The organism is Gluconobacter thailandicus F149-1 = NBRC 100600 (genome assembly GCF_000964465.1).
GTDB lineage: Bacteria > Pseudomonadota > Alphaproteobacteria > Acetobacterales > Acetobacteraceae > Gluconobacter > Gluconobacter thailandicus.
Genome location: NZ_BANH01000044.1, coordinates 26,209 through 53,017, shown reverse-complemented (window position 1 = coordinate 53,017; position 26,809 = coordinate 26,209). Strand labels below are relative to the sequence as shown.

The following is a 26,809-nucleotide window of genomic DNA, read 5'->3' as shown; positions in this document are numbered from 1 at the left end:
CCTCGCCGCAACCGTCATCTTCTGGCTATGAGTCCTGAGCCTAATGCGGGAATAAGTGGAGTAGGGAATGTCAAAGACGGCTGAAGCACCAACGCAGAACCGGGTGATTGACCTGAAGTCTGGCGCTCACATGATGGTTCTCGATGCGGGAGTTTTCTGCATCTTTCATGCCGCAGGACAGCCAGATCCAGGACCTGCTGGCCTTCCAGGCGTCCGGATTTCCCGGGCTCCAGGCACCCCCCCCGGAATCGTTACCGTCAGCACATTCGAGGAAGATGGATGGATTGGGGGCGCCAATGGCGCAGCTCTGGTGCGTATTACCCGTGGGCCTGCTGCTGTCCTGGTGACCACGTATCAGGAGCCGGGCAGCCAGCACGATGCTCCCAAGCTTCAGGTGGCACAGCTTGCTGGTCCGACATCGGTTAGTCCTGCTTCTGTCGCCGTTGCACAGCCGGCGCAGAAATCTGCTGATCTGCCGACAGGTCCTGCCGAGATTTCTGCTCATGTCCAGCGTGTTGGCGATGTCGCAGCGCCAATCGGTGAATGGATGGGAACGCCGGGAAGCCAGTCCTGGATCGAAGGCTTTGCCATTGCTCCAAAAAACAGCATTCCTGCGTCTGATATCGAATATCAGGCTGTTCTGGGTAAAGGCTGGCTGTCGCCCTGGTCTGAGGGAGGACAGTATTGCGGTTCCCGCGGCATGGCGCTGCCCATTCTCGGTCTGCGTGTCCGTCTGAAGGGCGCCTCGGCAGAAACGCATCACATTCGCCTGTCTTCCACCTTTACAGATGGGTCACGTCTTGGCCCGCTCGACGGAACGGATGCACTGGAAGCAGAGAGCCTTGCTCCGCTCGAAGCCTTCCTGCTTGAAATCATTCCGAACGATGCCGCTGCAGTTCCCGCCGCCAAAAGCGAAAAGGCTCCCCGCGCCAAGTCGACAAAAGCGCCCGCAAAGCGCAAGTCTGCCTCCGCAGACTGATCGTGACGAAAACTGGCTGCCTGAATGGGGAGCCAGTTTTCTCTGACGTTCAAAAACAGGGGAAAGAGAAGCCTCTGCTTTTCCAGCCCTGAATCCAGACCCTCTTTAACGACCGGAATTTGGTGTGCGGTATCTCTTTGTTCATCAGAATTTTCCCGGTCAGTTTCTGCATTTTGTGCGTCACCTCCACGAACAGGGGGGGCACGAAATTGTCTTTATTTCCGAAGCAAACGCTGGAGAAATTCCTGGAGTAAGGCGCGCTATCTATCGCGTGCCGCGACTGCCGTCGTCCGCGACGCATCCACACCTGCGGGAATTCGAATACGGGCTCTTGCGGGCTGAAGCAGTGGCAACGGCTGCCAAGACGCTCAAGGGTCTTGGGTATGTGCCAGATATCATCATCGGCCATCATGGATGGGGCGAACTGCTGAATCTGGTCGATATTTTTCCGGGTTGCCCCATTCTGGGCTACTTCGAATTCTTCTATCACACAGATCGAAACGATGTGGGTTTTGATCCCGAGTTTCCGCCCAGCCCGGATCTGGCAGCTGCCGTACGGGTGAAGAATGCCATAAATCTTCAGGCGCTTTCCTTGCCAAATGGCTATGGTCAAACGCCAACGCAGTTCCAGAAATCTACATATCCCGGCTGGGCGCAGGACAGGATTTCCCTGTTGCGGGAGGGCGTAAATCTTGAGCTATGCCAGCCTGATGCGCAGGCGCGTCGGCGTAATCTGGTCATCAACGGTGTGAAGATTTCCCCGCGGGATGCACTGGTGACTTATGTCGCGCGTAACCTTGAACCTTACCGTGGTTTCCATAGTGTCATGCGTGCTCTTCCACGCATTCTGACCGAACGTAAGGATGCACAGATCATTCTGGTCGGAGGGGATCAGGTCAGTTACGGCGCTCCGCCCCCGGATCGTAGAAGCTGGAAAGACACCATGCTTAAGGAACTGGAGGGGAAGCTTGATCTCAGTCGCGTGCATTTTGTTGGGAAAGTTGCCTACGACGATTTTCGCAGCCTGCTCAAGCGATCAGACGCGCATTTGTATCTGACCTATCCTTTTGTTGCGTCCTGGTCCTTGCGAGAGGCCATGGCGACGGGGTGTCCGATCATCGGAAGTGATACTGCCCCAGTAAGTGAATTTATTACCGATGGCGTTACAGGGCGCTTGGTTCCATTCCTGGAGCCAGACCGGATTGCCGATGTGGTTCTTGAACTGCTGGAAGACCGAAAGCAGGCTCGCCGTCTTGGGCAGGGCGCACGGGGATATGCAGAGGCCGAACTGTCTCTTCAGGACTATCTGCAGCGCTATGATGTCTTGGTAAAGGATGTTGTCAGTAAATACGAATTTTAATGGTAGCTGCCAATAAAGGTATTCGAAAGATTTTTCGATCTACTTAGGATGGAATTTTTTATTTTCAGGGATTATACTTTATATTGAAAATAATCCCTGAAATATTTTACCAATTTTGATAATTTCAGTTTGATTATAGAATTGGAAGCTATGGAAAATTCACTGAAAGCACAGGTTAACGAGACGTCGCAAATGTAGCGGGTGATCGGAAATAAAGCCGACATTCCATGGCTCTGGCAGGTATGGTAACGTCTTTATCATAGAGAATTACAGATATGTCTGCGGCGGGTAAGCAGATGTGACAGGAGTGGTCTAGAATGTCTTTCGAAATGCTTCCTGGCTTGCATGACATCGTACATCGCTGGGTGGTGAAGAAAGATACTTCCCTGATGCCTCAGCGTTTGACCGAAGAGGATATCAATGCTCTTGCAAAAGCAAGCATTGAAACGCTGAAACAGCGTGCTCTTGGAGATCTAACCTTAGAATGGGGCAGTCTTCAGGAACTGACGTCTTCGTGGATTGTGCAGCGTGAAAGAGGCCAGATACCGTTTTCCCTCACGACAGAAGAATTTCGGAGTTTTATAAAACTGGCGCTGGAGGGATTCTTGACGCCCGTCAGGATTCCGCTCGAGTCTCAGGATATTTCTGAGACCATACTTGAGACACGTCCGGAAGCTGAAGCATTGGATGTGGATGCATTTCGGTTTGCCAGAGAACATCTGGCGCGCTGCCTCTGATACAGCAAAAAATTCTTCTCTGAAATGGAGGTAAAAAAACGGGGCAGCATGCTGCCCCGTTTTTTTTAGAGTTCTTGGAGGCAATCGCTAATCAGCTACGCTTGCCGTCATGATCGCCATCACGCATCTGACCTGTTGGCTCCTGCACATGGGCTTCAAGGAACCAGAGATGCTTGTCGAGGCCACGGGATACTTCTGTAAACAGATCAGCTGTGTCGTCGTCGCCAGCTTCATCCGTAATTTTGATGGCCTCGCGAACGTTGTTCGCAACAGTCGCGTACCGGTCAATCAGGGCGGCGATGTGGTCTGCAACGCGGTAGATGTCGGTTGGATAAGGCGTGCAGCTGCTGCTTTTTGCTACAGCCTGCACCGTTCCGTAAGCTGTTCCACCGAGCTGTGTAGCGCGCTCAGCGGTCGTATCAACGAAATCGTCAATGCTGGTACGGAAACCATCCAGCATTTCGTGTACGCCGATGAACTGCGGCCCCTTGAGATTCCAGTGAGCCTGTTTGGTGATCAGGGCGAGATCAATAAGGTCGGCCAGACGGGCGTTAAGCGTCTCGATCGAGACGCTCTTGGTGTTGTCGGCCGTGTTGTTCTGGGTGACATGACGGTTGGACTTGGTAGCCACAATAAGTCTCCTGAAACAAGGTTCGTTATCCAGAAACGCCAAATTCCCAAATGGGTTTCATAGTGTTTCCGGATCCACGAGATCGAAGAACGGCTGGTGGTCCACTGTGAAATAGCGGGGGTAAGCCGGGTCACGTTCGAAAAGTGGGTTGCTGCTCCAACGAGCCAGCATCGTCTGGGTTTCATGAAAGAAGCGGGCTTCATGTTCTGGCCGGTCGTCGCTGCCGCGGGACAGGCTCTCATGGTGGTAAGCCACGATTTCTGCGCAGAAAATGATCCGGTAACCGGCATCACGAATTTTCAGGCACAGATCGACGTCGTTATAGGCGACGGTCAGTTCCTTTTCATCGAAGCCACCGATTTCCCGGAAGACATCCGCACGGACAAGCATGGCGGCGGCCGTGACAGCTGTGACTTCATGGGACAGCATGGTCCGCCCGATAAAGCCATATTCGGAAACCGGATCGCCACGATGGACGTGTGCGCCAATGCCGGCGGGTCCAACGATCACGCCCGCATGCTGGATGGTATCGTTCGGATACAGCAGCTTTGCCCCTACAGCCCCGACATCCGGAGCTGACAGAGCTTCTCCGATGGCGATGTGCAGCCAGTCATCGTGTTCCACGAACACATCGTTGTTCATGAACATCAGGTAGTCGGCATGGGTCTGCTCAACAGCCAGATTGTTGAGGCGCGAGTAGTTGAAAGGCTCCTCGACCGTGAGAACGGAGACCTTTGGATGGGCCTGCATCTCTTCAATGAAGGCAGCCGTCTCGTCTTCCACGGACCAGTTGTTGACGAGAATGATGTCGAAAGCCTTGTAGGCTGTCTTGGTCAGAAGGGCTTCGACGCACTGGCGCGTCGTGTCCACCTGATCCTTGAACGGAATGATGATTGTGACCTTCGGCGTTTTCCGTGTCAGCCACTTGACGCCATAGAGTGTGAGGCCACGGATGGACGAGACTTTTGCTTTGACCCCACGCCGCTTGAGATGGTCATGAACGCAACGGACGCCCGCTTCGATGGCATAGGTCTTGTTTGCGACATTTACTGCCGTGGAGTTCGGGGTCTTGCGCCAGTGGTAAAGAATTTCCGGCACATGGTAGATTTCTGAAGGCTTCAGGATTTCCGTTGCCCGCAGGATGAAGTCGTGATCCTGGGCACCGTCGTAATCGGATTTCAGATGCCCGATGGCGCGCATGGTTTCGGCTTCCACCATGGTCAGGTGGCAGACATAGTTGCAGCCGAGCAGATAGCGATAATTGAAGTCCGGCTTGAGGTTTGGCTCCAGGAAGTAACCGGCCTGATCAATCTTGTCTTCATCGGAATAAAGCAGGCGCGCTCCGGTTTCACGTGCCGCGCGGACCATGACTTCAACAGAGACATCCACGAGAAGATCATCATGATCGAAGAAGACCACGTATTTTCCGCGAGCGGCATCCATGCCCGCATTGGTAGCGCCAGAGATGCCGGCATTTTTCTTTAGAGGCACTGCGCGGATGCGCTTATCTGCCTTGCAGAACTGCTCGATAATGGCCGTTGTCTGTGCGCATTTCCCTGCATCGTCGACGATGATCAGTTCCCAGTTCTGATACGTCTGGGACAGGACAGAGTTGATGGCAGCCTCAAAATCGCTCTTCAGAGGGCGATAGGTCGGGCAAAGGATGGAGACCAGAGGTTCTTCAAGACCCTTACCATCCTCAAGCTGCCGCTGACGGGCAGTCCGTTCGCGCAGAAGGGGATAATACTTCTGAGCCCAGCGGTTGTAATCTCCCAGATTGTAGCCGCGACGCGGAACCAGATCACGCACTTCCTGCCGAAGGGCTGAGAGCTGACGATGCAGTCCGTCAATCACGCCAAGCAGATCGACCAGGCGTGTTTCAAGGGCATCATCTGCAAGAGACGTGACAAACGGACTGCCGTTGAGTTCAGTGCTGTCCGGCAGGGTGACGATCTTGAACTGACGTGGCGTACTGCCGCGAAGATGCTGCGGAATGGGAATTTCGAAGCCGCAGTTGGGGTCACAGCCGAGGACAGCAGCGACGTCTCCCCGATAACGGTCAGCACGGGCCTGGGCAATCCGCACGCCGTCAACCATGACGGAGATCATGCAACCGCCATGCATCTCCGCGCCCGGGCGCTCTGCCTTCAGAAGCCAGCCTCTCAACGCTCCCTGCTTCACGCCATCCACAAAGCTCTGATACTGAGGCTGGAATTTGTGGGTAAATCTGACAACCGGAAGGGGAGTGGCGTCTGGATCTGCCGGATTGGTCAGCGGCAGTACCGAGCGGTCTGGGAGGCGAATGGACAGTTCATGCGGTTTGCCGTCGATGAATTTCTCAGGGATGGCAAATTCAAACCCAACATTTGGAATGGGCAGTCCCAGAGCAGCCTGAACATCGGGGCGGTCTTGCTCGCAGATGATCTGCATGACCTCCTGCTGATCTATCAGAACGTGCAGACGTGCCGGACCAATTCCTCTCGTATCAATAACCCAGCCCCGGGCCTGCCCATCAATGAACTGGTCAAAGTGGCCAATGAAAAGGCTCGCGGAAGCAGGTGGAGAAGGAGGTGTTGGGGCTGTCGTCATTTACTCTATCTCCCGAGCCGCGCCTGTTTCAGTTTCATGACTGGCGCAAAGATTTTCAATAACCTTAAATCAGTTATTTCAACCTGTCTTGGGGGCGTCAGGAGAGAGGAGTAAAAAAAATTATATCGTGACTGACATAAATCTTTCACAGCCCCTATCGCACGCACCGGTTGTTCTTCCTGTTCCGGAAGGCTAATGCACGGAAGTGGCGGCGTGTGCCGTCAGCCTGCACCGTTATCACAGCCAGAGCCTTTGACGCATGACACTTGCCCCAGCCAGGCAGCCCGACAAAGTCTCCGCTCCTGAGTCCAAGGAAAAGCGGAGCAGCGCGGATACCGCATTTCAGGCCATCGTCGGAGGATGCTCACTTATCGTGCTCATCGCTCTCGGCGGTCTGGTTGTTCTGATGGGGGTTGGTGGCCAGGAAGCATTCAGGACTTTTGGGCTTGGCTTTACGTTTCGCGATGTGTGGAACCCGGTTACGAACGATTATGGGGCATGGGCACCTCTTTTTGGCACGATTATCAGCACACTGATCGGTGTGCTGATTGCGATGCCTCTCGCCTTCGGAACGGCCTTCTGGCTCACCGCAATCGCACCGCCCAAGGTCGCGGCTGTTGTGGGAACAGCGGTTCAGCTTCTTGCTGCCGTGCCATCCATCATTTTTGGCATGTGGGGCTTTTTCACAATCGTGCCCTTCATGGCGCGGCATGTTCAGCCCTTTATGATGCACCACTTCCGGCATGTGCCGGGGATCAGTCTGCTGATCCACGGCGCACCATTCGGTACAGGTCTCATGACCGCAGGCATCGTCCTCGCCATGATGATCGCTCCCTTCATGACCGCCGTGATGCGGGACGTTTTTGGGGCCATGCCTGGAATGCTGCGTGAAAGTGCCTACGGACTGGGTGCAACACGCTGGGACGTCATGTGGAAAGTCGTGGTCCCCTGGTCGCGGACAGGAATGATCGGTGCGACCGTTCTGGGAATGGGGCGTGCACTGGGCGAGACCATGGCGGTTACGTTCGTGATCGGTAACGTAACGTCTGTTGGCTGGTCGTTGTTTGCTCCACGAAGCACTGTTGCGTCCCTGATTGCGCTTCAGTTTCCGGAAAGTCCGGCCGGGTCCCTGAGACTGTCTTCCCTTCTGGCTCTTGGGTTCATTCTCATGCTGCTGTCTTTTGCCAGCCTGTCTCTGGCCCGTATGCTGCGGAAGGACGGGAAATGAGCGACATGACGACGTCCTCCAGCGGCTGGGCTCCAAACGCCAACGGCGCGCGTCGCCGTCGAATGGATAAACTGGCAACACTGCTTGGAATGGTTGCGGCTGGCATTCTGGTGCTTGTTCTGACGTCCATTCTTTGGACGTTGCTGTCCCGCGGGATAAGTGGTCTTTCCGCGGCTGCAATCATGAAGCCGATGGGGCCTCCGGGCTCTGGTGGCGGTCTGGCAAATGCCATTCTCGGTAGTCTGATCCAAACCTTTCTGGCTCTTCTGATTGCAACGCCTCTTGGGCTGGGTTGTGGCATCTACCTCTCGGAATATGGAAACCGCCAGAACCGGTTCGCGTCCTGCGTCCGCTTCGTGTCGGACGTCCTGATGTCTGTTCCTTCCATTCTCGTCGGTCTGTTCGTCTATCAGATTCTCGTAGCGCCGTTTGGGCACTTCTCGGCCTTTGCCGGGTCGGTTGCGCTCGCAATTCTTGCCGTCCCCATCATTGTTCGCACGACAGAAGACATGCTTCGGCTTGTGCCGATTGCCATGCGGGAAGCCGGTGCCGCTCTTGGGGCGACACGCTGGCGGGTGACGCTGTTTCTGTGTCTGCGCTCTGCCAAGACGGGTGTTCTGACTGGTATTCTTCTGGCGCTGGCCCGCGTCAGTGGTGAAACGGCACCGCTGCTCTTTACGTCTCTGGGCAATCAGAACTGGTCCTTTAGCCTGAACCGCCCGATGGCCAGCCTGCCCGTGACGATCTATCAGTATGCAGGTGCGTCTTACGAAGACTGGGTTCAGCTCGCATGGGCAGGCGCACTGCTTGTGACCATGGGTGTTCTGGCCATCAATATTGCCGTCCGTCTTTCGGCCCGTCGCGGATGATTTTACAGGATTTCAACATGACCGAGACCAGGCCGCAGGTGGCCCTCGCTGTTCGCAACCTTAATTTCTACTACGGACAGAATCACGCCCTGCACGACATCAGCATCGATTTTCCTGCCCGGAAGGTTACGGCGATGATTGGACCCAGCGGATGTGGCAAGTCCACACTGCTGCGGATCTTCAACCGCATGTACGACCTTTACCCAGGGCAGCGGGCGACCGGAGAAGTCCTGTTCGACGGACGGAACATCCTTGAGACCGGCCTTGATCTGAATATCCTCAGGGCCCGGATCGGTATGGTTTTTCAGAAACCAACACCGTTTCCCATGTCGATCTACGACAACATCGCCTTCGGCGTGCGTTTGCATGAGCGCCTGAACAAGGCTGACATGGACGCCCGTGTGCAGGACGTTCTGACGCGCGTGGCCCTGTGGAACGAAGTGCGGGATCGGTTGAATGCTCCGGCAGCCGGCCTGTCCGGTGGCCAGCAGCAGCGCCTGTGTATTGCGCGTTCCATCGCGACACGTCCTGAGGTTCTTCTGCTCGACGAACCGACTTCCGCTCTGGATCCGATTTCGACGGCGCGTATCGAGGAATTGCTGGACGAACTCAAGGAAGAGTTCACGATCGCGATCGTTACGCACAACATGCAGCAGGCTGCACGGTGTGCGGATCAGGTTGCATTTTTCTATATGGGCCGTCTGATTGAAGTGGATACTGCGGATCGTATCTTCACGAACCCGCGCCAGCAGCAGACCCAGGACTACATCACCGGAAGATTTGGATAATCCGCCATGGCTGACAGATCTCATATCGTCAAAAGCTACGAGCAGGAGCTGGGTCAGCTCCGGTCCATGATGTCCCAGATGGGTGGCATCGTGGAAAACCAGGTGGCTCTCGCGCTTTCGGCTATCGCGGACCGGAACGAGGAGGCCGCCGATGCGGCCGCCCGTCAGGATCCCGATGTGGATGGGCTCGAACGTGACGTTGAAAGCCTCGCTATCCGTCTTCTGGCCCTGCGCAGCCCGATGGCCAGCGATCTTCGCGAAATTGTCGCGGCTCTGAAGATCACGGGCGATCTGGAGCGGATTGGCGATTATGCATCGTCCATTGCGCGCCGTTCCTTGCGGATCCGTGGTTCCGACGGTCAGATTTCGCTTTCGGGTCTGCGCAGCATGGGGCGTCTGGTACAGGACAATCTGCGCCGTTCCATTGATGCCATCACGCAGCAGGATTCCAACCGGGCCATGGAAGTCTGGCATGCGGATCGTGCCGTGGACGAGTACTACACGGCACTGTTCCGTGAACTCGTGACATACATGATGGAAGATCCCCGCAATATCCGGGCCTGTACGGAGCTTCTGTTCATTGCCAAGAACCTTGAGCGGATAGGCGACCACGCTACCAATATCGCCGAGCGGGTTTTCTATGCCGTAACGGGTGACAATCTTCCGGCAGTTCGTCCCCGCGGTGGCCCGACATCCATTGATACTACCGCCGAGCCAGACGACCGGTGAGCGGCACGACGCAGGTTAGAGCAAAGGGCCTCATCCTCGTCGTTGAGGATGATCCGGCCCTGTTGCTCATGATGCGATACAACCTCGAACAGCGAGGATATCGCGTTGAATCCGCCCCCGATGCGGAGACGGCTCTTCAGTTTCTGGAAACGGCTCGTCCGGATGCTGCCGTGCTGGACTGGATGCTGCCGGGTCTTTCCGGTCTGGATCTCTGCCGTCGTATCCGGAGTAATCCGGCGCTGCGGGACCTGCCTGTTCTTCTGCTTACGGCCCGTTCCGGTGAGCAGGACGCTATCCGCGGGCTCGATACAGGCGCAGACGACTATCTGGTCAAGCCCTGTAGCGTGGATACGCTGGATGCGCGTCTGCGTGCTTTGTTGCGACGTCATCAATCGTCTTACGATGTGTTGTCGTTTGCTGACATCACGCTCGATCCTGAAACGCATCGTGTGGAACGTGCGGGACGTCTGCTCTCTCTGGGGCCAACCGAATATCGCCTGCTGGACCTTCTGATCCGCAATCCGCGCAAGGTCTTCTCGCGAGAAGACCTGCTGCGCCGGATCTGGGGGCAGAACATTCATGTGGAAATCCGCACGATTGACGTTCATATCCGCCGCCTCCGCAAGGCCATCAACGGCCCGAACGAGCCGGACCTGGTCCGTACGGTTCGGGCTGCGGGCTATGCTCTGGATGATGGTCCGGTTACGGACGGGCTTTAACGGGTGAGGGCCGACAGTCTGGCAGCCATTCCCTATGATGGGCTGCCTCTGTGGGCTGGCCTTGCCCTGGTAGGCGGTGTCGTTGTCGGATGGGGGGCGGCGATTCTCGCGTTTCGTCGTCGTGCAATCCCACAGCCTGTCATTCCTGAATATCCCGCATTGGGGCTATCGCTTCCGCTGCCGGATGCTCCGCTCCCGATCGAGCTTTTTCCGGGCAGTGTGCTTCTGCTGGACAGGCTCGGGGCTGTGCTTCAGGCCAATGAAGAAGCCCTGACGCAGTTCGGAGACAGTGTCGGTGCGATTTTGCGGCACCCTGCTGCGCGTTCTGCGCTTTCCGCCGCCTTACGGGCTGAGCCTGAGGGAGCGGATGGCCTCCCGCCTGTATGTTCCACAACCTTCACGCTGGATGTTCCCGTCCCACGGACATTGCATCTCTCGTTGAGAGGGCTCCCAGGGGCGCAGGACCGTCATAAGCGTGTTCTGGTTGTGATGTCGGACCGTAGCGAGGCGCAGGTTCTCGACAGGATGCGGATGGATTTCGTTGCTCATGCCAGCCATGAGCTTCGTACGCCCCTTGCATCCCTGAGCGGTTTTATTGATGCGCTCCGGGCGGGAGGCACCAGTATGGATGAGGGAACGCGCCAACAGTTTCTGGATATCATGGGCCAGCAGTCATCACGTCTGAAACGGCTGATTGATCGGCTTCTCTACCTGTCCCGTGTTCAGGCTCACGAGCATCAACGACCGCGTGATGTTGTGGATGTCGCGGATCTGATGGCGATTGTTCTCGGAGAAGTCGCCCCGCGGTTCGATGAGGACGGGTGCACGCTCAATCTCGCCATTGAGGATGATCTGACAATCCGGGCGGATGAAGACGAGATGGTGCAGGTGCTTCTGAACCTGATCGAAAATGCCCTGAAATATGGTCGGGAACGGGATCAGCCTTTTGCTGTGACACTTTTTGCCCGCAGGGCGCCGGCACGGGATGATCGCTGGCCGGAAGACGGTGGCGTTCTTTTGGGGGTGGAGGACAATGGCCGAGGCATGGAAGCGCATCACCTTCCGCGCCTGACCGAACGCTTTTATCGTGTCGTGGACAAGGTGGAGCCTTCCCAACAGGGCACGGGTCTTGGCCTGTCCATCGTCCGGCATATTCTGGATCGTCATGGAGGCCGGCTACGCGTGGCGAGTGCGCCGGGGCGTGGGACGACATGTCTTGTCTGGCTTCCGCCGGTGAGCGTTGTTCAGTCCGAGACGGTATGATGGTTTTGGTCTGATCCTGACATCAGGCAAAAAAAACGCTCCCGAAGGAGCGCTTTTGGATCAACCGGCTATCAGGTTGTCTTGCGGGTTTTGCCCAGAAGAACCCATCCGCCCACAAGCACGAGCCCGATCAGCGGGGTGGCACCCATTGTAATGGTCCCATCCGGATAATCGAACGCAATCATAAGCAGTACGAATGCCAGAAAACCCAGCGTGATCCAGTTGGTGAACGGTGCGCCGGGCATGGCAAAGCTGGTTGGTGCAATGTCTCCACGGTTAATGGCTGCACGCAGGCGTTGTTGACAGAGCAGAATAAATGCCCAGGTGCTGATGATGCCAACGGCAGAGAAATTCAGAACGATTTCAAAGACGCGGGCCGGGATCAGATAGTTTAGTCCGACGCCAACAAGATAGACCGCCAGCGTTGTCAGAATACCCATGTAAGGGACTGAGCTTCGGTTCATCCTGGACAGCATCTTTGGCCCGGAGCCGCCGAGTGACAGGGCGCGCAGCACGCGGCCAGTGGAATAAAGGCCTGAGTTCAGACTGGAGAGAGCCGCTGTCAGAACCACAATGTTCATGATCGTGCCGACACCGGGAATGCCCAACGTCTGAAAGAACGTCACAAACGGGCTGACCCCGGCATGGTAGGACGTCCAAGGCAGGAGACACACCAGAAGCACAACGGAACCGACATAGAATAGCGCGATACGCCAGATGACGCTGTTGATGGCGCGGGGCAGAACTTCGCGGGCATCATGGCATTCACCCGCTGCGGTTCCAATCAGTTCGATGCCTGAATAGGCAAAAACAACACCCTGAAGCAGCAGAAACGCCGGGATAATCCCGTGCGGGAACAGGCCGCCATTTTCTGTGATGAGGTGAAGGCCTGTTGTGTGGCCACCAACGGGTACGCGGCTACCGAGGATCAGCGTTCCTGCGATGAGGAAGGCTGCGAGTGCCACGACCTTGATGAGCGAAAACCAGAATTCCATCTCGCCGAAATAACGGACGCCAATCATGTTCATGGTGCCAACGATAGCCAGTGCACCCAGCGCAAACACCCATTGTGGCACATCCACGAAAACGGCCCAGTAATGCATGTAAAGGGCCACGGCCGTGATATCGACGATACCCGTCATCGCCCAGTTCAGAAACGAAAGCCAGCCAGCCGCATACGCAGCTTTCTCGCCCAGGAATTCGCGGGCATAAGTCACGAAACTACCGCTGGTCGGGCGGTACATGACCAGTTCGCCGAGGGCGCGGAGGATCAGGAAGGAAAAGATACCGCAAACGGTATAGATCAGCGCGAGGGAAGGTCCGGCGACCTGAAGGCGCGAACCCGCACCAAGGAACAGACCCGTGCCGATGGCGCCACCGATGGCGATCATCTGGATATGTCGACGACCGAGATCCTTATGATACCCTTCCTCGCTGATGACATCTTCCGATGGGGGAGTGTAATCGTGAGCAGGGCTGGTCGTCATCTGCGCATCCTGAGAGCCGGGATCGGCGTGGTGAAAACAATGTCTTGGCGTGGATCACCTACACTTCGTGCGTGGCAGGTATGTCCAATCTGCATGGGAACATAGGGCAAACCACGCCTGTTGCCAACGCGCATTGAGTTTTCTTACGAAAATCCCGGTTTATGAGTAACTTAATGCCCAGGAGGGACGGCCATGCACGCCATACCCTGCCCTGACAAAGTATTGCAGGCCTGAGCGGCACCTGAACGGCTGATTCCTGCCAGTCTTGCCCGCCAGAAGCGCGTTCCGTGTGCGACGGTCGGCTGGATCTCGAGGCGGGAAGCCTGAAGCGGAGAGAATGCGCTCTGTCTGGCCACCGTGGCTGCGAAACGGGCCTGTCCGGGATTCGCAAAGGCGCCAACCTGAATACCCCAGTCTCCATAACTTCCAGGGGTGCGATAACTCACGCTCACGGGGTTCAGGCCAGATGAAGCCCCCGATGTTCTGGGAGGAGTGGGAATGACCGGTGGAGGCGGTAGAGAACTGCTGGACGTGTACTGTGGCTCGGGTGTCGCTGATGGCGGGGCAAGCTGGCCGGATGGAGCCGGTGTCTGAATGCAGGTGGTGTCCGGATCATAGGCACTGTTCGGGTCGCAGGGGACTGCAGGCGTTAGATCTGGCGGCATTGTATCAGACGGAACAGATGTGATGCGTCGACCCGCCCAGGCTTGCTGAACACTCTGTTGTGGAGGAGCGTAGCTGCTTGACGTCTGGTTCATGGCTAACTGGGTGGAGGTATCAGGAGCTTCTGCCACCTCCATTGGAGACGCGTTGAGCTGAGTGGTTGATGCGTAGGCTGCGAGAGGGCCGGTCATTGCCACCTGCGTCCCCAGATGCGGGGTAATGCTCGCGACATAATTAACGGTCTCGTTAGGAAGGGATCGTCCTTCATAGAGGTAATCTTCAAGGCGCTGTGGCCCGGCATTGTAGGCGGCCAGAAAAGCAGGTGCGCCATATTTGCGGGACAGGATCTGAATGTAGCCCGTGCCTGCCATGATATTGTCGTGAGGTTCGTAGGGATCAGATCCCAGCCCGAAGCGACTCTGCATTTCCGCGTAGGTCTGGGGCATCAGTTGCATCAGCCCCATGGCGCCGGCGCTGGAGGTGATGGGCTGTCCGTTGAGATACTGGTGGCCGCCCGATTCCTGATGGATCACAGCGCGAATCCACGCTTCGGGAATCGAGAAGCGATTGGCAGCCTGCTGAATGTATGGCCCCCATGGGTCACTGGCTGTTCCGGGGGCCTTGTAGGCCCCGTTTGCGGCGTAATACCGGTTGTAAGGCGAGGTCTGGGAGGCACATCCGGAAAGGAGAAATCCGGTCAGGCAAAGGGTTCCGGCATAGAGGAAAAGGTGCCTTTTTCGGGGCGTCATAAACCCAACGTTAATCTTTTGAGCTGATGATGGGATCTGTCCGAAAGAGAAGGCAGATACACGGTGACGACGGAGACTCCGGAACTTGAAACCCCTGTAAAAGGGGGCGGGAAGCGCAGGATCATCATGATTGCAGCGATCCTCTGCGTCCTGCTGGCCGGAGGAGGCGCATTCGCCTGGCAGCACTTCCATCACCCTGCGTCTCATCCTGAAAAACCTGCCTCACAACCCGAAAAGCTAACGATCATTACCATTCCCACGATGGTGTCCAATCTGGATACCGGTGAGGGCAGGGCGCGGTATATTCGGATCAGCGCGCGCCTTCAGGTTGAAGACAGCAAAGATACGGCAAAAATCGGGCCGCTGATGCCCCAGATCCAGGACGCTTTTCAGACCTGCCTTCATGGTATGCGCCCTGAAGAGCTGTCGGGCGCAGGTATCTACCGCCTCAGGGAGACGCTTTTAGCACAGGTTTCCAACATTCTTGCGCCTTTGCCGGTCCGGGATCTCTTCTTTGTAGAGTTGCTGGTGCAGTGACTGCGGAGGCGGCAAACATGGATGGCAGGCAGCCAGGTCAGGTTTCGGAAGAGGACGGCGATATGCCGACTCCCAAATTTGCTCTCTCCATGGACGACCTTGGATTCCCGGAGGAGGATGACGGTACGGGCCGCATTCTTAACCAGGCTGAAATCGATAGTCTGTTCGGAAGTGACACTCCGCTGAAGGGGGGTGGTGACGGGAGTGGTCTGGAAAGACTGATCACGACGTCTTCCGTCTCTTATGAGCGTCTGCCCATGCTGGAGGTGGTCTTTGACCGTCTCGTCCGCATCCTGACGACAAGTCTGCGGAATTTTACCAGCGACAATGTTGAAGTTTCGATGGACCGCCTGAATTCCCTGCGTTTTGGGGATTATCTGGAGAACGTCTCCGGGCAGTCGATGTTTGCGGTCTTCAAGGCGGAAGAGTGGGATAATTATGGCATTCTCATTCTCAGCTCGTCTTTGGTCTATAGTATTATCGATGCGCTGCTTGGCGGTCATGAACGCGTGCGCTCTTCCGTGAATAGCGAGGGACGGCCCGAAGGCCGGCATCACACAGCGATTGAACGCGCCCTGATCGAGCCGCTGATCCGCGTGATCCTGAGTGATCTCTCCATGAGTTTTAGCCCTCTTTGTGCCGTGAATTTCCGGCTGGATCGTCTGGAGCTGAATTCCCGCTTTGCGACCATCTCACGCGCCACGAATGGTGTGGTCATGGCCCGGTTCGGGATCGACATGGACGGCCGGGGTGGTGACGTGGATCTGATCCTGCCTCATGCGACGCTTGAGCCTGTTCGTGAGATCCTTCTCCAGCAGTTCATGGGTGAGAAATTTGGGCATGACGGGATCTGGGAAAGTCATCTTGCACAGGAACTCTGGAACACGGATGTAACCCTGGACGCTGTTCTGGAAGAGCAGACCATGAACCTTCAGGATATTCTGAGTCTTTCTCCAGGCGATCGGCTGGTGTTGCGTCGTGATCCAACTTCACTCGTGCAGATGCGATGTGGCGATAAGACGGTTTTCCGAGGGCGCGTCGGAAAAAAGCAGGGACATGTGGCTGTCCGTATCGAAGAAAATCTGATTGGAGGAGCGGCTGCTGAACGGCCCTCCGCCTATAGCTGAAAAGACGGAGCATTTTCATGGACAGGTTCCAGCTTGGGCTTGAAATCGCCCTGTCAGTGCTGCTGCTGGTGACGATTTTCTACAGCCTCTATCTTGGTCGTGCACTGGCTGTGATCCGGCGGGATCGTGGGCAGCTTGATGCGCTGATCATGAGCCTCGAAAGCAGCAGCGCGCAGGCGCAGTCGGGTATCGATCATCTTCGTCAGACAACGGAGATGGTGGGGCGTGCGCTTGGGAAGACCGTGGAATCCGGAAAGGTTCTCAAGCAGGAACTGACGGCACTGTGCGAACGCTCCGAAGCTGCTGCGCAGGTTCTTGAAGGGGGTGGTCCTACACAGCCACAACGTGCGCAGGGCCATGCATCCATGGTTCGTGCGGATGACGGGGATATTGTTGTTCCGCGTCCCTCTCTTCGGCCCCGAGTGGATGAAGGACGGTTGGGGAGTATTGGAACAACCAAAAACCCGGTTGGTAAAAGTGCAGCTGAGCGCGAACTTCTGCGCGCCCTTCGTCAGAAACAGGGGTAAGCAAAATGTTTTTTCGCCTGCTCCATATCACCTGTGGCCTGATGATCGTTCTGCTGGGCGTCAAAGTTTACGACCTGGTGGAGTATGTTGGTGCAGAGAACCCGACGGGATCGTCTCTGGTTGCATCGGCAGTAGCCCAGCCGTCAGCGGCACCTGATGTTTCCACTGACGGGCCTACTCAGAAAGTGGAAGCGCCTCGTTCAGTTGAGAAAAAGCCTGTGGCTGTTGCGGTTCCAGTGCCTGCGACAGCAGATCTGTGTAAGGCAGGAGGGTGTCAGGGCACGCCTCAGCTTCCCCAAGGCGTGGCGGCAGAGACCGTCGATCCTGCTTTGAAAGCGGAACTGAATGCCCGCCAGCAGGAACTGGATCGAAAGGCTGAGGCTCTTGATGAGAGACAGCGTCTTGTTGATGCAGGTGAGGAAGAGCTTCAACGCCGGATGACGGCCTTGCAGACGTCACGGTCACAGATTGAAGAAAGTGAGCGGCACTCTGATGAGCTTCTGAATCAGGATACGGACCGGCTTGTAAAAATCTACGAAGCCATGAAGCCTGCTGATGCCGCCGTAATTTTCAATATTCTGGATCTCCGGGTGGGTGTGGGTCTTCTGAATCGCATGAGCTCCCGCAAGGCTTCTGCAATCATGGAAGCAATGTCCCCACAGCGAGCTATTCTTGCGACACAGCTTCTTGCCAACATTCACGCCCATGTCGGCCCGCGTGGTATCAACGGATGAACGTTCGGCGGATTTCTGCCTTGGCGCTGCTGCTAATGACCTTCGCAGAAACTGCACTTGCAGGTCCATCGGTATCGTCTGCGAAAGAGCTCGCTCTTCCACAGGGGTGGTCATTTTTGAATGATCCTTCTCCGCTTCTGTCTTCCAGAGTGTCGAAAGGAAATGATCAGGTTTCGAAAGACGCAGGTGAAAAGGGCGCAGGCGTTGCCAAAATTGCTCTTCCACTGTCTTCGTCAACCCGTCAGGACGCGACCGGTTTGTGGCTGCCTCTGGGGGAACGAACTCCCATTGCGGCTTTTCGGAAAGGGACGCGGCTCGTTCTTGTCGCAGGGGGGCGCCATCCTCTCGATACTGCGGCGCTGGCCGGGATAGCTCCTTTTGGGGCGGTGCAGAGCCAGATTGTGGGCACCGCAACATTGGTGCGGATCAGTTGTCCGATCGATGCGGCTCTTACACTCAAGCCTGTCGCGGGGGGGTGGACGGTGTCTTTGGAGCCATCCGGGGGAAGCGGCACAATGCAGCTTGGCCAGGAAGGGCAGGCGCTTACCTTCACACCGCCGCAGGTCAGTGACGCCATGCAGGTTCTCACGTTTCAGGACCCTGACTCGGGCCGGCGTCTTTTGCTGGGATTGGCGCAGGCTGGTTCAGTGTCTGATGCAATGGCTCGAAGGGGGGACGGGTTTGAGATCCGTTCCAGCCTGGTAGGGGTTGTCATCGCAGCGGATTCTGACGCGCTGGAATTACGTCAGGCTTCGGGAAAATTCTTTCTGGATCGGATAGGGCCCGGAAGCATGCCTCTTCTCTCGCAGGGAAAGATGGCGGCCTATGGAGCCTCCATGGTGGGAGTCCGGTTGGGAGAAACGTCTCCAGAAGCGCTTCAGTCAGCGGCATATCATGCATGGATAGCGGCTGCCACGTCCACTGCAGGGCAGCGGTTTGATGCCAGAATTCGTCTGGCACAGGAGATGGCACGTTTGGGGAATGGACTCGAGCTTGCCCAGATTCTTCAGACGGCGCTGGAAGATCAGCCTGAAGGCATTGCACGACCCGACGTAAAACGGTTGCAGCAGATTGCTGCTGTTCTGAATGCGCGTTCTGCGGAGGATCTACAAAACGCAGAAGAGGGTTCAGCGCCTGAAGATCAGTTCTGGCGCGGGATGGTGCGAACAGTCCTCTCAGGCAGGGAGGGGGCGGTGTCGGATCAGGAACGTGCAAAGGCTGCGAAGCTCATTGCAGCAGGGCTGCCCTCCGTCGTGTCATACGCACAACCCTTACGCCATCGTCTTTTGTCCCCTGCGGCTGAATGGGTTGTTCGGTACGGAGATGACGGAGATCGTGCGGCTTTTCGGAGTATGCCAGAGAACTCAGAAACAGCTTTGGCACGCGCATTGCTTGCTGCCCATGACCACGCTTCTGATGCTGGAGAAAGACTGGAAACGCTGTCTCGAAGTGCTTCTCCGATGGTTTGGCCAGTGGCCCGGGAAGCTGCGTTGCGTCTGGCTCTTGAGACAGGTCAGATGCCGCCGAAAACTATTGGTGAACGTCTGGATGCGCTGATGCCGGCATTTCGGATGGCCGGCCGGGAGCAAGAGGCAAGGTTGCTGTCTGTAGATGCATTTGTAAAAGCGGGAGAATGGCGGAAGGCGCTTCAGGCGATACAGGATGGTCAGCAACTTTACGGGGCAACCACCTTTCCTGGTCGGGAGCGGTTCTCTGTTGTTGCTGAAGGGATCGCCTCTTACTCTCCTGACAAGGCAGATGGCGCGCTGGCTGAAGCTGATCTTTTGAAGAAAGCGGTCCTTGCCGCCACTGGAGATAGTGGCATTCAGCTCAATCTTTTGAAGGCTCTTGCCAGTCGTTATGCGGTTTTGGGTTTGCCCACAGCACAATGTGAGGCGCTTCAGGCACTTTGGCAATTTCAGCAGGGCGACGAGGCGGAGAAGACAAATCTTCAGATTGCGCGCCTGAATTTGAAAACCGGAAACTTGGATGCCGCCCTTCGCGCCCTTCCTCCTGAGGCGCCAGCAGGGATTAGCGCATTGCCCGGAGGGCATTCAGAATCTTCTGAGGTCGCCCTTATCCGTGCGAAAATTGCGCTGGCTCAGCATAATCCGCAAAAGGCGCTGGGATATTTGCAAAGTCGTGCGGAGCCAGAAGCTCTGCAGATGCAGGCTGATATTCTGGAACAGCAGAAAAATTGGGACGGCGCCGTTGCGGTTCTGAAAAATCTGCTTCAGCCATTGTTATCGGGCCAGAATGTCGCACAGAGCAGCCCTTTGACATCGACAGAGAGTGATCTTGTGTTGAGAATTGGAGCGGATGCATCCCGGGCGCACGATGATGCAACACTCGCTGCTCTGGGCAAGCAGTTTGCTGCCAGGATGAGTGGCCAGCCTTCAGCTGCGATGTTCCAGTTGTTAACAGGGGGGAAGCTATCTTCACTTCCCGCAGGAGGGTGAGGCCTAATTTACTTTTGGCTGCTATGGGCCTTCAGGAACGTGTTGACCCCGTATTCAATGAAGTGCGTAAGATTTTCGCCTTCTTTGGGAGGCTTGCAATGTGTCAGATGCGCCAGAAGAGGTCCCCCAAGTGTCATGCTGAAAAGAAGGTCTGCCGCTTCTTCTACATCGCTGATCTGAAGGTCACCTGAATCGACGTGCTTTGAAAGCCATTGCTGGACGGGAAGGGCGCGTCCGGACAAATGGAACAGGTCTGCCACAATTTGACGCACAGCTGGATTGCGCGTGGTTTCAGTAATGATGGACTTGAGCAGGCCAAGTCGCTCCTCATTAAGAAGCTGTTCAGCAATCAAAAGCATCATCAACTGCAACTGTTTGTGTAACGGGTCTGTTTCTACAGGTGTGTAGGGAATGGGAGCAAAAAGCCGCTCGATGATAAGTGTTTCGAAAAGAGACTTTTTTGACTCAAAAAATTGGTAGAGCGTCTTTTTAGACATGCCAGAGCATGACGCAATGCTGTCCATGGATGCTGCATGATACCCGTGGGTTGTCAGCATTGAGCTCGCAGCGTTCAGGATACGCGTTCTGCGTTCCACATCGTCCAGCGTACCGTTATGGTCGCAGCAGCGAAGCTTTCGGGCGTCGGACAGGGCGGCAGAACTGCTCAAGATCAACTCCGGGGATTATTCGTTCAAACCGAATTGACGATCATCAAAGAAACCGGCTAGTTTCCAGCCAACTGGAAACTGCGTGGTTTCTGTATCACAGGATAGCGGCTGTATCATGCCTTCTTTTCAGAAAACATTCTTGATGTCCTCAGCAGCTGCCGTCTCGGGGAACGATCATCATCGACGGCTGTTGCCTGGCCTGCTGTTGCCACTGCTTGTGGCTCCGCTTGTGCTCGCGGGCTGTCAAAAAAAGCAGACAGCGCCCCATATGCCGCCCCAGTCTGTTGGCGTTATCACGTTGCAAACCCAGCCTGTCACGCTGGAAACATCCCTTCCGGGTCGTACGGAAGCCTATGAACAGGCTCAGATCCGGCCGCAGGTTAACGGTGTGATTGTTTCGCGTGATTTTGAGCAGGGTGCGGACGTCAAAGCCGGTCAGCAGCTTTTTCAGGTCTACATTGCCCCATATCAGGCGGCTTACGATCAGGCCAAGGCCCAGCTTTTGAACGCTCAGGCAGCAGCAAGCCGTGCGTCGGGGCAACTGCGGCGTTATGGCCCTCTCGTAAAAGCGCATGCTGTCAGTTCACAGGATTATGACAACACGCTGGCTACGGCTCGTGAAGCCGAGGCACAGGTTGCGCAGGCGAAAGCCAATGTTGAAGCGGCCGCCGTTAATCTGAATTATACGCATGTTCGTGCGCCAATTGACGGGCGTATTGGCCGTACGCTTTATACACCGGGCGCTCTGCTGACGGCAGGCCAGACGCAGCCGATCGCTGTCGTAACACGGCTTGATCCGATTTACGTGGACGTCAATCTGGCTGCAGCGGATATGCTGCGTCTGAAGCATGAGCTTGCGATCGGGCAGGTCGAGCGCAAGGGGGATGACGCAGCTGCTGTCGGCCTGAAGCTTGAAGATGATTCCGAGTATCCGCAGCGTGGTAAGCTTCAGCTGTCGGAAGTCACGGTTGATCCGGCTACCGGTACTCTTGTCATGCGTGCTGTCTTCCCTAATCCGGATCATCTCCTGCTACCGGGAATGTTCGTACATGCGCATGTTCGCGAAGGCATTGATCCGAACGGACTTCTGGTGCCGCAGGTTGCCGTCCAGCGGGATCCCAAGGGCAATCCGTATGTCATGACTGTTGATGCTGACAACAAGGTGCAGCAGCACAGCATACAGACGAGCCGCACAATAGGAACCGACTGGCTTGTCACGGATGGCGTCAAGGCAGGCGACAAGGTGATCGTCAACGGTCTTCAGAAGATTCAGCCGGGAGCCACTGTCGCGCCTCAGGAAGCGCCTGCTCCTGCTGGAAAGGCCGGGTAACCACACATGACGCTCTCACGCTTTTTCATTGATCGGCCGATCTTTGCCTGGGTCATTGGGCTGATCATTATGCTGGTCGGTGCGGTGGCCATCACCCGCATGCCGATCGCGCAGTATCCGAGCATTGCGCCCCCGCAGATCGCTATTTCCGTCATGTATCCCGGTGCCTCTGCCGAGACGGTGAACAACACGGTTGTACGCCCGATTCTGCAGCAGATGTATGGTCTGGATCATCTCGAATATCTGTCGGCCTCCTCGTATGCGAGTGGTCAGATGGAAATCGATCTGACCTTCGAGCAGGGCACCAACCCTGACATTGCTCAGGTTCAGGTGCAGAACAAGCTTCAGCTTGCACAACCGCGACTTCCGTCTGAAGTGACGGCTCAGGGTCTGAGTGTCACGAAGGCAACCAAGAACTTCATGATGGTTCTGGCCTTCATTTCCGAAGACGGCAGCATGTCCGGTCAGGACATTGCGGACTATGTGGCCTCCAACATTTCCGATCCGCTGTCGCGTGTTTCGGGTGTGGGCGATCACACGCTGTTCGGTTCCGAATATGCGATGCGTATCTGGCTGGACCCTTCAAGGCTCTACAATTACGGCCTGACCGTCGGTGATGTAGAGGCGGCCATTCAGGCGCAGAACATTCAGGTTTCTTCTGGTGAGTTTGGTGGTCTTCCTGCCAAAAAAGGGATTGGAATTGACGCAACGGTCATTGGTCCGACGCGGCTCAGTTCTCCTGAAGAGTTCCAGAAAATTCTTCTGAAGGTTCAGCAGGATGGCAGCCAGGTTCGCCTGAGCGATGTTGCACGGGTCGAACTCGGCGCGCAGAGCTACGCGCTGGGCTCGGTTTATAACGGGCATCCTGCTGCTGCTATGGCTCTGAAGCTGGCGCCGGGCGCCAATCAGCTGAACACGGAAGCTGCTGTCCGTGCCCGAATGGGTGAACTCCAGCGTTATTTCCCGGCCGGTCTGAAGTTGGTCTACCCGCTTGATACCGAGCCCTTTATCACGCTCTCCATCAAGGAAGTCATCGAGACGCTCGCGGAAGCGATCGTGCTGGTCTTCCTCGTGATGCTGATCTTCCTGCAGAACTTTCGGGCAACGCTGATCCCGACGATTGCCGTGCCGGTTGTGCTTCTGGGGACGTTCGGCCTGCTGTCAGTGATGGGTTACAGCATCAACACCCTGACCATGCTGGCCATGGTGCTGGCTGTTGGTCTGCTGGTGGATGATGCGATCGTCGTGGTTGAGAACGTCGAGCGCGTCATGACGGACAAAGGCCTGTCTCCGAAGGAAGCAGCGCGAGTGTCCATGGATGAAATCTCGGGCGCACTGATCGGTATCGTTCTGGTGCTGACGGCCGTGTTCCTGCCGATGGCCGCGTTTGGTGGATCCACTGGCGTGATTTATCGTCAGTTCTCCATCACGATCGTTGCTGCGATGTGGCTCTCTGTCGTTGTGGCGATGGTCATGACACCTGCCCTTTGCGGTTCAATGCTCAAGCCGACGCACAAAGGGCATGATCGTGGCCCGGCTGCGTGGTTCAACCGCACCTTTGACAAGGTAACCAACGGTTATCTGGGTGGTGTGAAGCGCATGATCCGGGTGCCGGTTGTGAGCATGCTCGTGTTCGTGGTGGTGACTGCTGGTGTGGTATTCCTGTTCAGCCGCGTTCCGGGCGGGTTCCTGCCAGATGAAGACCAGGGCATCATTTTTGGCCAGGTCACAATGCGCAACAATGCCACGCAGGAGCAGACCGCAGCCGTCAACAAGAAGATCACGGACTATGTGCTGAAAACGTATGGCAATTACGTTCAGTCGGTCTTTACCATGACAGGCTTCAGTTTCGCCGGACAGGGGCAGACGGCGGGTGCATTCTTCATCCGTATGAAGCCGTGGGATCAGCGTCCGGGGTCGGCTCATACGACGATGACGGTTTCCCGCGAGATCATGATGCATTTCTGGATGGATCCGGATGCACAGATCTTTGCCGTGAACCCGCCTGCCGTGATGGAACTGGGTAACGCAACGGGTTTCGATCTGGAGCTGGAAGACACGGGCCATCTTGGACATGCAGCCCTGCTGGCTGCGCGTAATCAGGTTCTGATGGAAGCTGCCAAAAACCCGCTTCTACAGGCTGTTCGTCCGCTCGGTATGGAAGATGCTCCGCAGTTCAAGCTGGACATCAACCGTGAACGTGCGAATGCACTTGGTCTGACGAATGCGGACATCAACACGACGCTGGAAGGCGCTCTGGGCTCCATTTACGTCAACCAGTTCATGCGTGATGACCGTGTGAAGCAGGTCTATATCCAGGGGGAACCCTGGGCTCGCATGACGCCTGAGGATCTGAACCGCTGGTATGTTCGCAATACGACCGGCACGATGGTTCCGTTCAATGCGTTTGCGTCCGGAACGTGGGAGAGCGGGCCGCAGAAGGTCGAAGACTACAACGGCATGAACTCCTACGAAATCCAGGGTCAGCCGGCTGTGGGGTCGAGCTCTGGTCAGGCCATGACGGAAATGGAGAAAATCCTCGCCAAGCTGCCGCGTGGCATTAGCTACGAATGGACCGGACTGTCTTACGAGCAGCTCGCTTCCAGCGGGTCTACCGGGCCGCTTTATGCTCTGGCGGCCGTTGTGATCCTGTTCTGTCTTGCTGCGCTGTATGAAAGCTGGGCTATCCCGTTTGCAGTGCTGATGGTGCTGCCGCTGGGTGTGCTGGGCGCGATTGCGGCAACGCTGGGTCGTGGTCTTTCCAATGATGTCTATTTCCAGGTTGGTCTGCTGACGACGGTTGGTCTCTCGGTGAAGAACGCGATCCTGATCGTGGAATTCGCAAAGGCCTTCTTTGAGGAGGGGCGGTCTCTTGAAGAGGCTGTTCTGGAAGCCGGCAGGGAGCGTCTGCGCCCCATTCTCATGACGTCTATCGCCTTCGTATGCGGTGTGTTCCCGCTTGCGATTGCGACGGGGGCCGGATCTGCTGCACGTGTGGCGATTGGAACCTGCGTGGTGGGTGGCATGGTGTCGGCAACCTTGCTGGCCATTTACTTCGTGCCAGTGTTTTTTGTGGTTGTTCTGCGCCTCTTCCGTGTTGTTCGGATCCGTGATCGCAAGAACCCGTACGATCACCTGGACAATACTGCGACACCCGCCATCGAAGGGGAGAAGGGCGCATGAAGGCCCGTCTTGGATTTGCCGCACTGCTGATGTTGTCAGGGTGCAATATGGCACCTGTCTATCATCAGCCCACCCAGCCTGTGCAGAATGCTTATCCGCAGGATACAGGCTCCAAAAACGTCTCCTCGGCGGCGAAGGTCTACAATCTGGGGTGGGAAGATTTCTTTACGGATCCGCGTCTGAAAGCTCTGGTCCAGCTGGGTCTGAGAAATAACCGGGATCTTGCGGCTCAGGCTGCGGCCATTACGGTGGCGCGTGGGCAGTATGAAATTCAGAATGCCTCCCTGTTCCCGATCATCACGGCCGGGGGGCAGGGCATGTTTATGGCGCCCTCCAGCACAGCAGGTTTTTCTTTCGCTCCGGGGCTTGGAACCGGCGTTTCGACCCTGCGTCTGTATCAGACGTCCATCGGTTTCTCGTCTTACGAGGTTGATCTCTGGGGCCGTATTCGTAACTTGACGAAGCAGCAGGCCGAGACGGTTCTGAACAGTGTCGAGGGTGCGCGGAACGTTCTGATTACGACGGTCTCGCAGATCGGCACGACCTATATTCAGTGGCTTGCGGATCGGGAACAGCTTCGTGTCACGCGTGACACGCTGAAGTCCCAGCGGGATACGCTGCGCCTGACACAGCTCTCGTATGATAATGGCGAGACGGATGCCCTGACGCTGGCTCAGGTCAAGACGCAGGTTGAACAGGCTTCGGCTTACGAAGCGCAGTACATGCGTGCCGTGGCGGATGACGAGCATGCTCTTCAGGTGCTGGTTGGCGTGCCGTTGCCAGCTGATCTGCCGCCGCCAGCGCCGTTTGGCGCCCAGACGATGATCAGCGATCTGCCTGAGGGGCTGCCGTCAGACCTTCTTGCCCAGCGCCCTGATATCGTAGCGGCTGAGCACACTCTGATTGGTGCCAATGCGAATATCGGCGCGGCCCGGGCTGCGTTCTTCCCGAAGGTGACACTGACGGCGTCCGAGGGCACAAGTTCGCTTCAGTTCCGCAAGCTGTTTACACCGGGCGCAGAGACCTGGACGGTCTCTCCATCCATCAGTCTGCCAATCTTTACCTGGGGGCAGAGTGAGGGAAATCTACGGATGGCGAAGGGGCAGAAGCTCCAGTATGCTGCGCAGTATGAAAAGACCGTACAGACGGCCTTCCGGGAAGTGTCTGATGCGCTGACGGCGCGTGAGACGTACACGGCGCAGGACCGGCATATGCGGGAACTCGTCGGTCAGTCCCAGAAAGCTTATGATCTGGCCAAGATGCGTTATGACGCCGGAATCGACAGCTATCTGACCACGCTTGAGCAGCAGCGTACGCTCTATCAGGCTCAGCAGAATGCCATTCTGATTCAGGCCGCACGTTTCCAGAACCTTGTCACATTGTATCGCGCGCTGGGCGGTGGCTGGAGCCAGAAGACGGTTTCGCCTACAGTGCCTGCCGCAACGCACTGACC

General features: G+C 56.5%; 22 protein-coding genes. 17 read left to right on the top strand and 5 right to left on the bottom strand.

Going from position 1 to position 26,809, the window contains the following annotated elements:
* Positions 1 to 67: 67 nt before the first annotated feature.
* The 3 genes from B7444_RS12085 to B7444_RS12075 all read left to right on the top strand — a co-directional run bounded on the left by B7444_RS12085 (position 68) and on the right by B7444_RS12075 (position 3,076).
* Positions 68 to 979: a hypothetical protein gene (locus tag B7444_RS12085; protein WP_007281588.1), complete on the top strand. Its 912-nt coding sequence runs from the start codon at positions 68 to 70 to the stop codon at positions 977 to 979.
* Between the two features lie 124 nt (positions 980 to 1,103).
* Complete coding sequence (locus tag B7444_RS12080) at positions 1,104 to 2,339, top strand: glycosyltransferase family 4 protein (protein ID WP_007281587.1); 1,236 nt, start codon at positions 1,104 to 1,106, stop codon at positions 2,337 to 2,339.
* Between the two features lie 317 nt (positions 2,340 to 2,656).
* A complete protein-coding gene (locus B7444_RS12075) occupies positions 2,657 to 3,076 on the top strand; it encodes a hypothetical protein (protein WP_007281586.1) in 420 nt (139 codons plus the stop codon).
* 91 nt (positions 3,077 to 3,167) lie between these two features.
* On the opposite strand, the gene dps is transcribed toward B7444_RS12075, so the two are convergent.
* A complete protein-coding gene (gene dps, locus B7444_RS12070) occupies positions 3,168 to 3,707 on the bottom strand; it encodes a DNA starvation/stationary phase protection protein Dps (protein WP_007281585.1) in 540 nt (179 codons plus the stop codon).
* A 57-nt stretch (positions 3,708 to 3,764) separates the two neighbouring features.
* Positions 3,765 to 6,296 (bottom strand): glycosyltransferase family 2 protein, encoded by a 2,532-nt coding sequence (locus B7444_RS12065; protein WP_007281584.1) that lies wholly within the window; start codon positions 6,294 to 6,296, stop codon positions 3,765 to 3,767.
* Between the two features lie 259 nt (positions 6,297 to 6,555).
* Here B7444_RS12065 and pstC point away from each other — a divergent pair, with 259 nt between their 5' ends.
* The 6 genes from pstC to B7444_RS12035 are packed head-to-tail and all read left to right on the top strand — an operon-like array spanning position 6,556 to position 11,892.
* The gene (gene pstC / locus B7444_RS12060) at positions 6,556 to 7,524 is read left to right on the top strand and encodes a phosphate ABC transporter permease subunit PstC (protein ID WP_007281583.1); all 969 of its coding nucleotides are present in this window, start codon (positions 6,556 to 6,558) and stop codon (positions 7,522 to 7,524) included.
* Positions 7,521 to 8,393, top strand: a complete 873-nt coding sequence (pstA, locus tag B7444_RS12055) for a phosphate ABC transporter permease PstA (RefSeq protein WP_007281582.1) — start codon at positions 7,521 to 7,523, stop codon at positions 8,391 to 8,393. Before pstC ends, pstA begins: the two co-directional genes overlap by 4 nt.
* A gap of 17 nt (positions 8,394 to 8,410) precedes the next feature.
* Positions 8,411 to 9,181: a phosphate ABC transporter ATP-binding protein PstB gene (pstB, locus tag B7444_RS12050; protein ID WP_016737842.1), complete on the top strand. Its 771-nt coding sequence runs from the start codon at positions 8,411 to 8,413 to the stop codon at positions 9,179 to 9,181.
* Positions 9,182 to 9,187: 6 nt separating this feature from the next.
* Positions 9,188 to 9,910, top strand: coding sequence for a phosphate signaling complex protein PhoU (gene phoU, locus B7444_RS12045; RefSeq protein ID WP_007281580.1), 723 nt, complete (start codon positions 9,188 to 9,190; stop codon positions 9,908 to 9,910).
* Complete coding sequence (locus tag B7444_RS12040) at positions 9,907 to 10,629, top strand: response regulator (protein ID WP_007281579.1); 723 nt, start codon at positions 9,907 to 9,909, stop codon at positions 10,627 to 10,629. Before phoU ends, B7444_RS12040 begins: the two co-directional genes overlap by 4 nt.
* 3 nt (positions 10,630 to 10,632) lie before the next feature.
* Entirely contained in the window at positions 10,633 to 11,892 is a 1,260-nt protein-coding gene (locus tag B7444_RS12035; protein ID WP_007281578.1) for a sensor histidine kinase, read from the top strand.
* 71 nt (positions 11,893 to 11,963) lie between these two features.
* On the opposite strand, the gene B7444_RS12030 is transcribed toward B7444_RS12035, so the two are convergent.
* Both B7444_RS12030 and B7444_RS12025 read right to left on the bottom strand, forming a co-directional pair.
* Complete coding sequence (locus B7444_RS12030; RefSeq protein WP_007281577.1) at positions 11,964 to 13,379, bottom strand: amino acid permease; 1,416 nt, start codon at positions 13,377 to 13,379, stop codon at positions 11,964 to 11,966.
* 170 nt (positions 13,380 to 13,549) lie between these two features.
* Positions 13,550 to 14,791 carry a lytic transglycosylase domain-containing protein gene (locus B7444_RS12025; protein ID WP_007281576.1) on the bottom strand — a complete coding sequence of 414 codons (1,242 nt, stop codon included), beginning with the start codon at positions 14,789 to 14,791 and terminating at the stop codon, positions 13,550 to 13,552.
* A gap of 63 nt (positions 14,792 to 14,854) precedes the next feature.
* Between B7444_RS12025 and B7444_RS12020 the strand changes: the two genes are divergently transcribed.
* From B7444_RS12020 to B7444_RS12000, 5 genes are all read left to right on the top strand, one after another.
* The gene (locus tag B7444_RS12020) at positions 14,855 to 15,328 is read left to right on the top strand and encodes a flagellar basal body-associated FliL family protein (protein WP_007281575.1); all 474 of its coding nucleotides are present in this window, start codon (positions 14,855 to 14,857) and stop codon (positions 15,326 to 15,328) included.
* Between the two features lie 17 nt (positions 15,329 to 15,345).
* Complete coding sequence (gene fliM, locus B7444_RS12015) at positions 15,346 to 16,455, top strand: flagellar motor switch protein FliM (RefSeq protein ID WP_007281574.1); 1,110 nt, start codon at positions 15,346 to 15,348, stop codon at positions 16,453 to 16,455.
* A gap of 17 nt (positions 16,456 to 16,472) precedes the next feature.
* Positions 16,473 to 16,982 (top strand): DUF6468 domain-containing protein, encoded by a 510-nt coding sequence (locus B7444_RS12010; RefSeq protein ID WP_007281573.1) that lies wholly within the window; start codon positions 16,473 to 16,475, stop codon positions 16,980 to 16,982.
* A gap of 5 nt (positions 16,983 to 16,987) precedes the next feature.
* Positions 16,988 to 17,716: a MotE family protein gene (locus tag B7444_RS12005; protein WP_007281572.1), complete on the top strand. Its 729-nt coding sequence runs from the start codon at positions 16,988 to 16,990 to the stop codon at positions 17,714 to 17,716.
* A 116-nt stretch (positions 17,717 to 17,832) separates the two neighbouring features.
* Positions 17,833 to 20,175 carry a tetratricopeptide repeat protein gene (locus tag B7444_RS12000; protein WP_252365385.1) on the top strand — a complete coding sequence of 781 codons (2,343 nt, stop codon included), beginning with the start codon at positions 17,833 to 17,835 and terminating at the stop codon, positions 20,173 to 20,175.
* 8 nt (positions 20,176 to 20,183) lie between these two features.
* Here the strand turns inward: B7444_RS12000 and B7444_RS11995 are convergent, their stop codons facing one another.
* Complete coding sequence (locus B7444_RS11995; protein ID WP_007281570.1) at positions 20,184 to 20,843, bottom strand: TetR/AcrR family transcriptional regulator; 660 nt, start codon at positions 20,841 to 20,843, stop codon at positions 20,184 to 20,186.
* A gap of 115 nt (positions 20,844 to 20,958) precedes the next feature.
* On the opposite strand from B7444_RS11995, the gene B7444_RS11990 reads away from it, so the two are divergent.
* The 3 genes from B7444_RS11990 to B7444_RS11980 are packed head-to-tail and all read left to right on the top strand — an operon-like array spanning position 20,959 to position 26,807.
* Positions 20,959 to 22,173, top strand: a complete 1,215-nt coding sequence (locus B7444_RS11990; RefSeq protein ID WP_007281569.1) for an efflux RND transporter periplasmic adaptor subunit — start codon at positions 20,959 to 20,961, stop codon at positions 22,171 to 22,173.
* A 6-nt stretch (positions 22,174 to 22,179) separates the two neighbouring features.
* Positions 22,180 to 25,356, top strand: a complete 3,177-nt coding sequence (locus tag B7444_RS11985) for an efflux RND transporter permease subunit (RefSeq protein ID WP_007281568.1) — start codon at positions 22,180 to 22,182, stop codon at positions 25,354 to 25,356.
* Positions 25,353 to 26,807 (top strand): efflux transporter outer membrane subunit, encoded by a 1,455-nt coding sequence (locus B7444_RS11980; protein ID WP_007281567.1) that lies wholly within the window; start codon positions 25,353 to 25,355, stop codon positions 26,805 to 26,807. Before B7444_RS11985 ends, B7444_RS11980 begins: the two co-directional genes overlap by 4 nt.
* Positions 26,808 to 26,809: the final 2 nt, after the last annotated feature.

Bases quoted from the DNA above. Each gene is read 5' to 3' on its own strand.
- B7444_RS12085 (WP_007281588.1), top strand. From the start codon at position 68: ATGTCAAAGACGGCTGAAGCACCAACGCAGAACCGGGTGATTGACCTG.
- B7444_RS12075 (WP_007281586.1), top strand. From the start codon at position 2,657: ATGTCTTTCGAAATGCTTCCTGGCTTGCATGACATCGTACATCGCTGG.
- B7444_RS12065 (WP_007281584.1), bottom strand. From the start codon at position 6,296: ATGACGACAGCCCCAACACCTCCTTCTCCACCTGCTTCCGCGAGCCTT.
- pstC (WP_007281583.1), top strand. From the start codon at position 6,556: ATGACACTTGCCCCAGCCAGGCAGCCCGACAAAGTCTCCGCTCCTGAG.
- pstA (WP_007281582.1), top strand. From the start codon at position 7,521: ATGAGCGACATGACGACGTCCTCCAGCGGCTGGGCTCCAAACGCCAAC.
- pstB (WP_016737842.1), top strand. From the start codon at position 8,411: ATGACCGAGACCAGGCCGCAGGTGGCCCTCGCTGTTCGCAACCTTAAT.
- phoU (WP_007281580.1), top strand. From the start codon at position 9,188: ATGGCTGACAGATCTCATATCGTCAAAAGCTACGAGCAGGAGCTGGGT.
- B7444_RS12030 (WP_007281577.1), bottom strand. From the start codon at position 13,379: ATGACGACCAGCCCTGCTCACGATTACACTCCCCCATCGGAAGATGTC.
- B7444_RS12025 (WP_007281576.1), bottom strand. From the start codon at position 14,791: ATGACGCCCCGAAAAAGGCACCTTTTCCTCTATGCCGGAACCCTTTGC.
- fliM (WP_007281574.1), top strand. From the start codon at position 15,346: ATGGATGGCAGGCAGCCAGGTCAGGTTTCGGAAGAGGACGGCGATATG.
- B7444_RS12010 (WP_007281573.1), top strand. From the start codon at position 16,473: ATGGACAGGTTCCAGCTTGGGCTTGAAATCGCCCTGTCAGTGCTGCTG.
- B7444_RS12005 (WP_007281572.1), top strand. From the start codon at position 16,988: ATGTTTTTTCGCCTGCTCCATATCACCTGTGGCCTGATGATCGTTCTG.
- B7444_RS11990 (WP_007281569.1), top strand. From the start codon at position 20,959: ATGCCTTCTTTTCAGAAAACATTCTTGATGTCCTCAGCAGCTGCCGTC.
- B7444_RS11985 (WP_007281568.1), top strand. From the start codon at position 22,180: ATGACGCTCTCACGCTTTTTCATTGATCGGCCGATCTTTGCCTGGGTC.
- B7444_RS11980 (WP_007281567.1), top strand. From the start codon at position 25,353: ATGAAGGCCCGTCTTGGATTTGCCGCACTGCTGATGTTGTCAGGGTGC.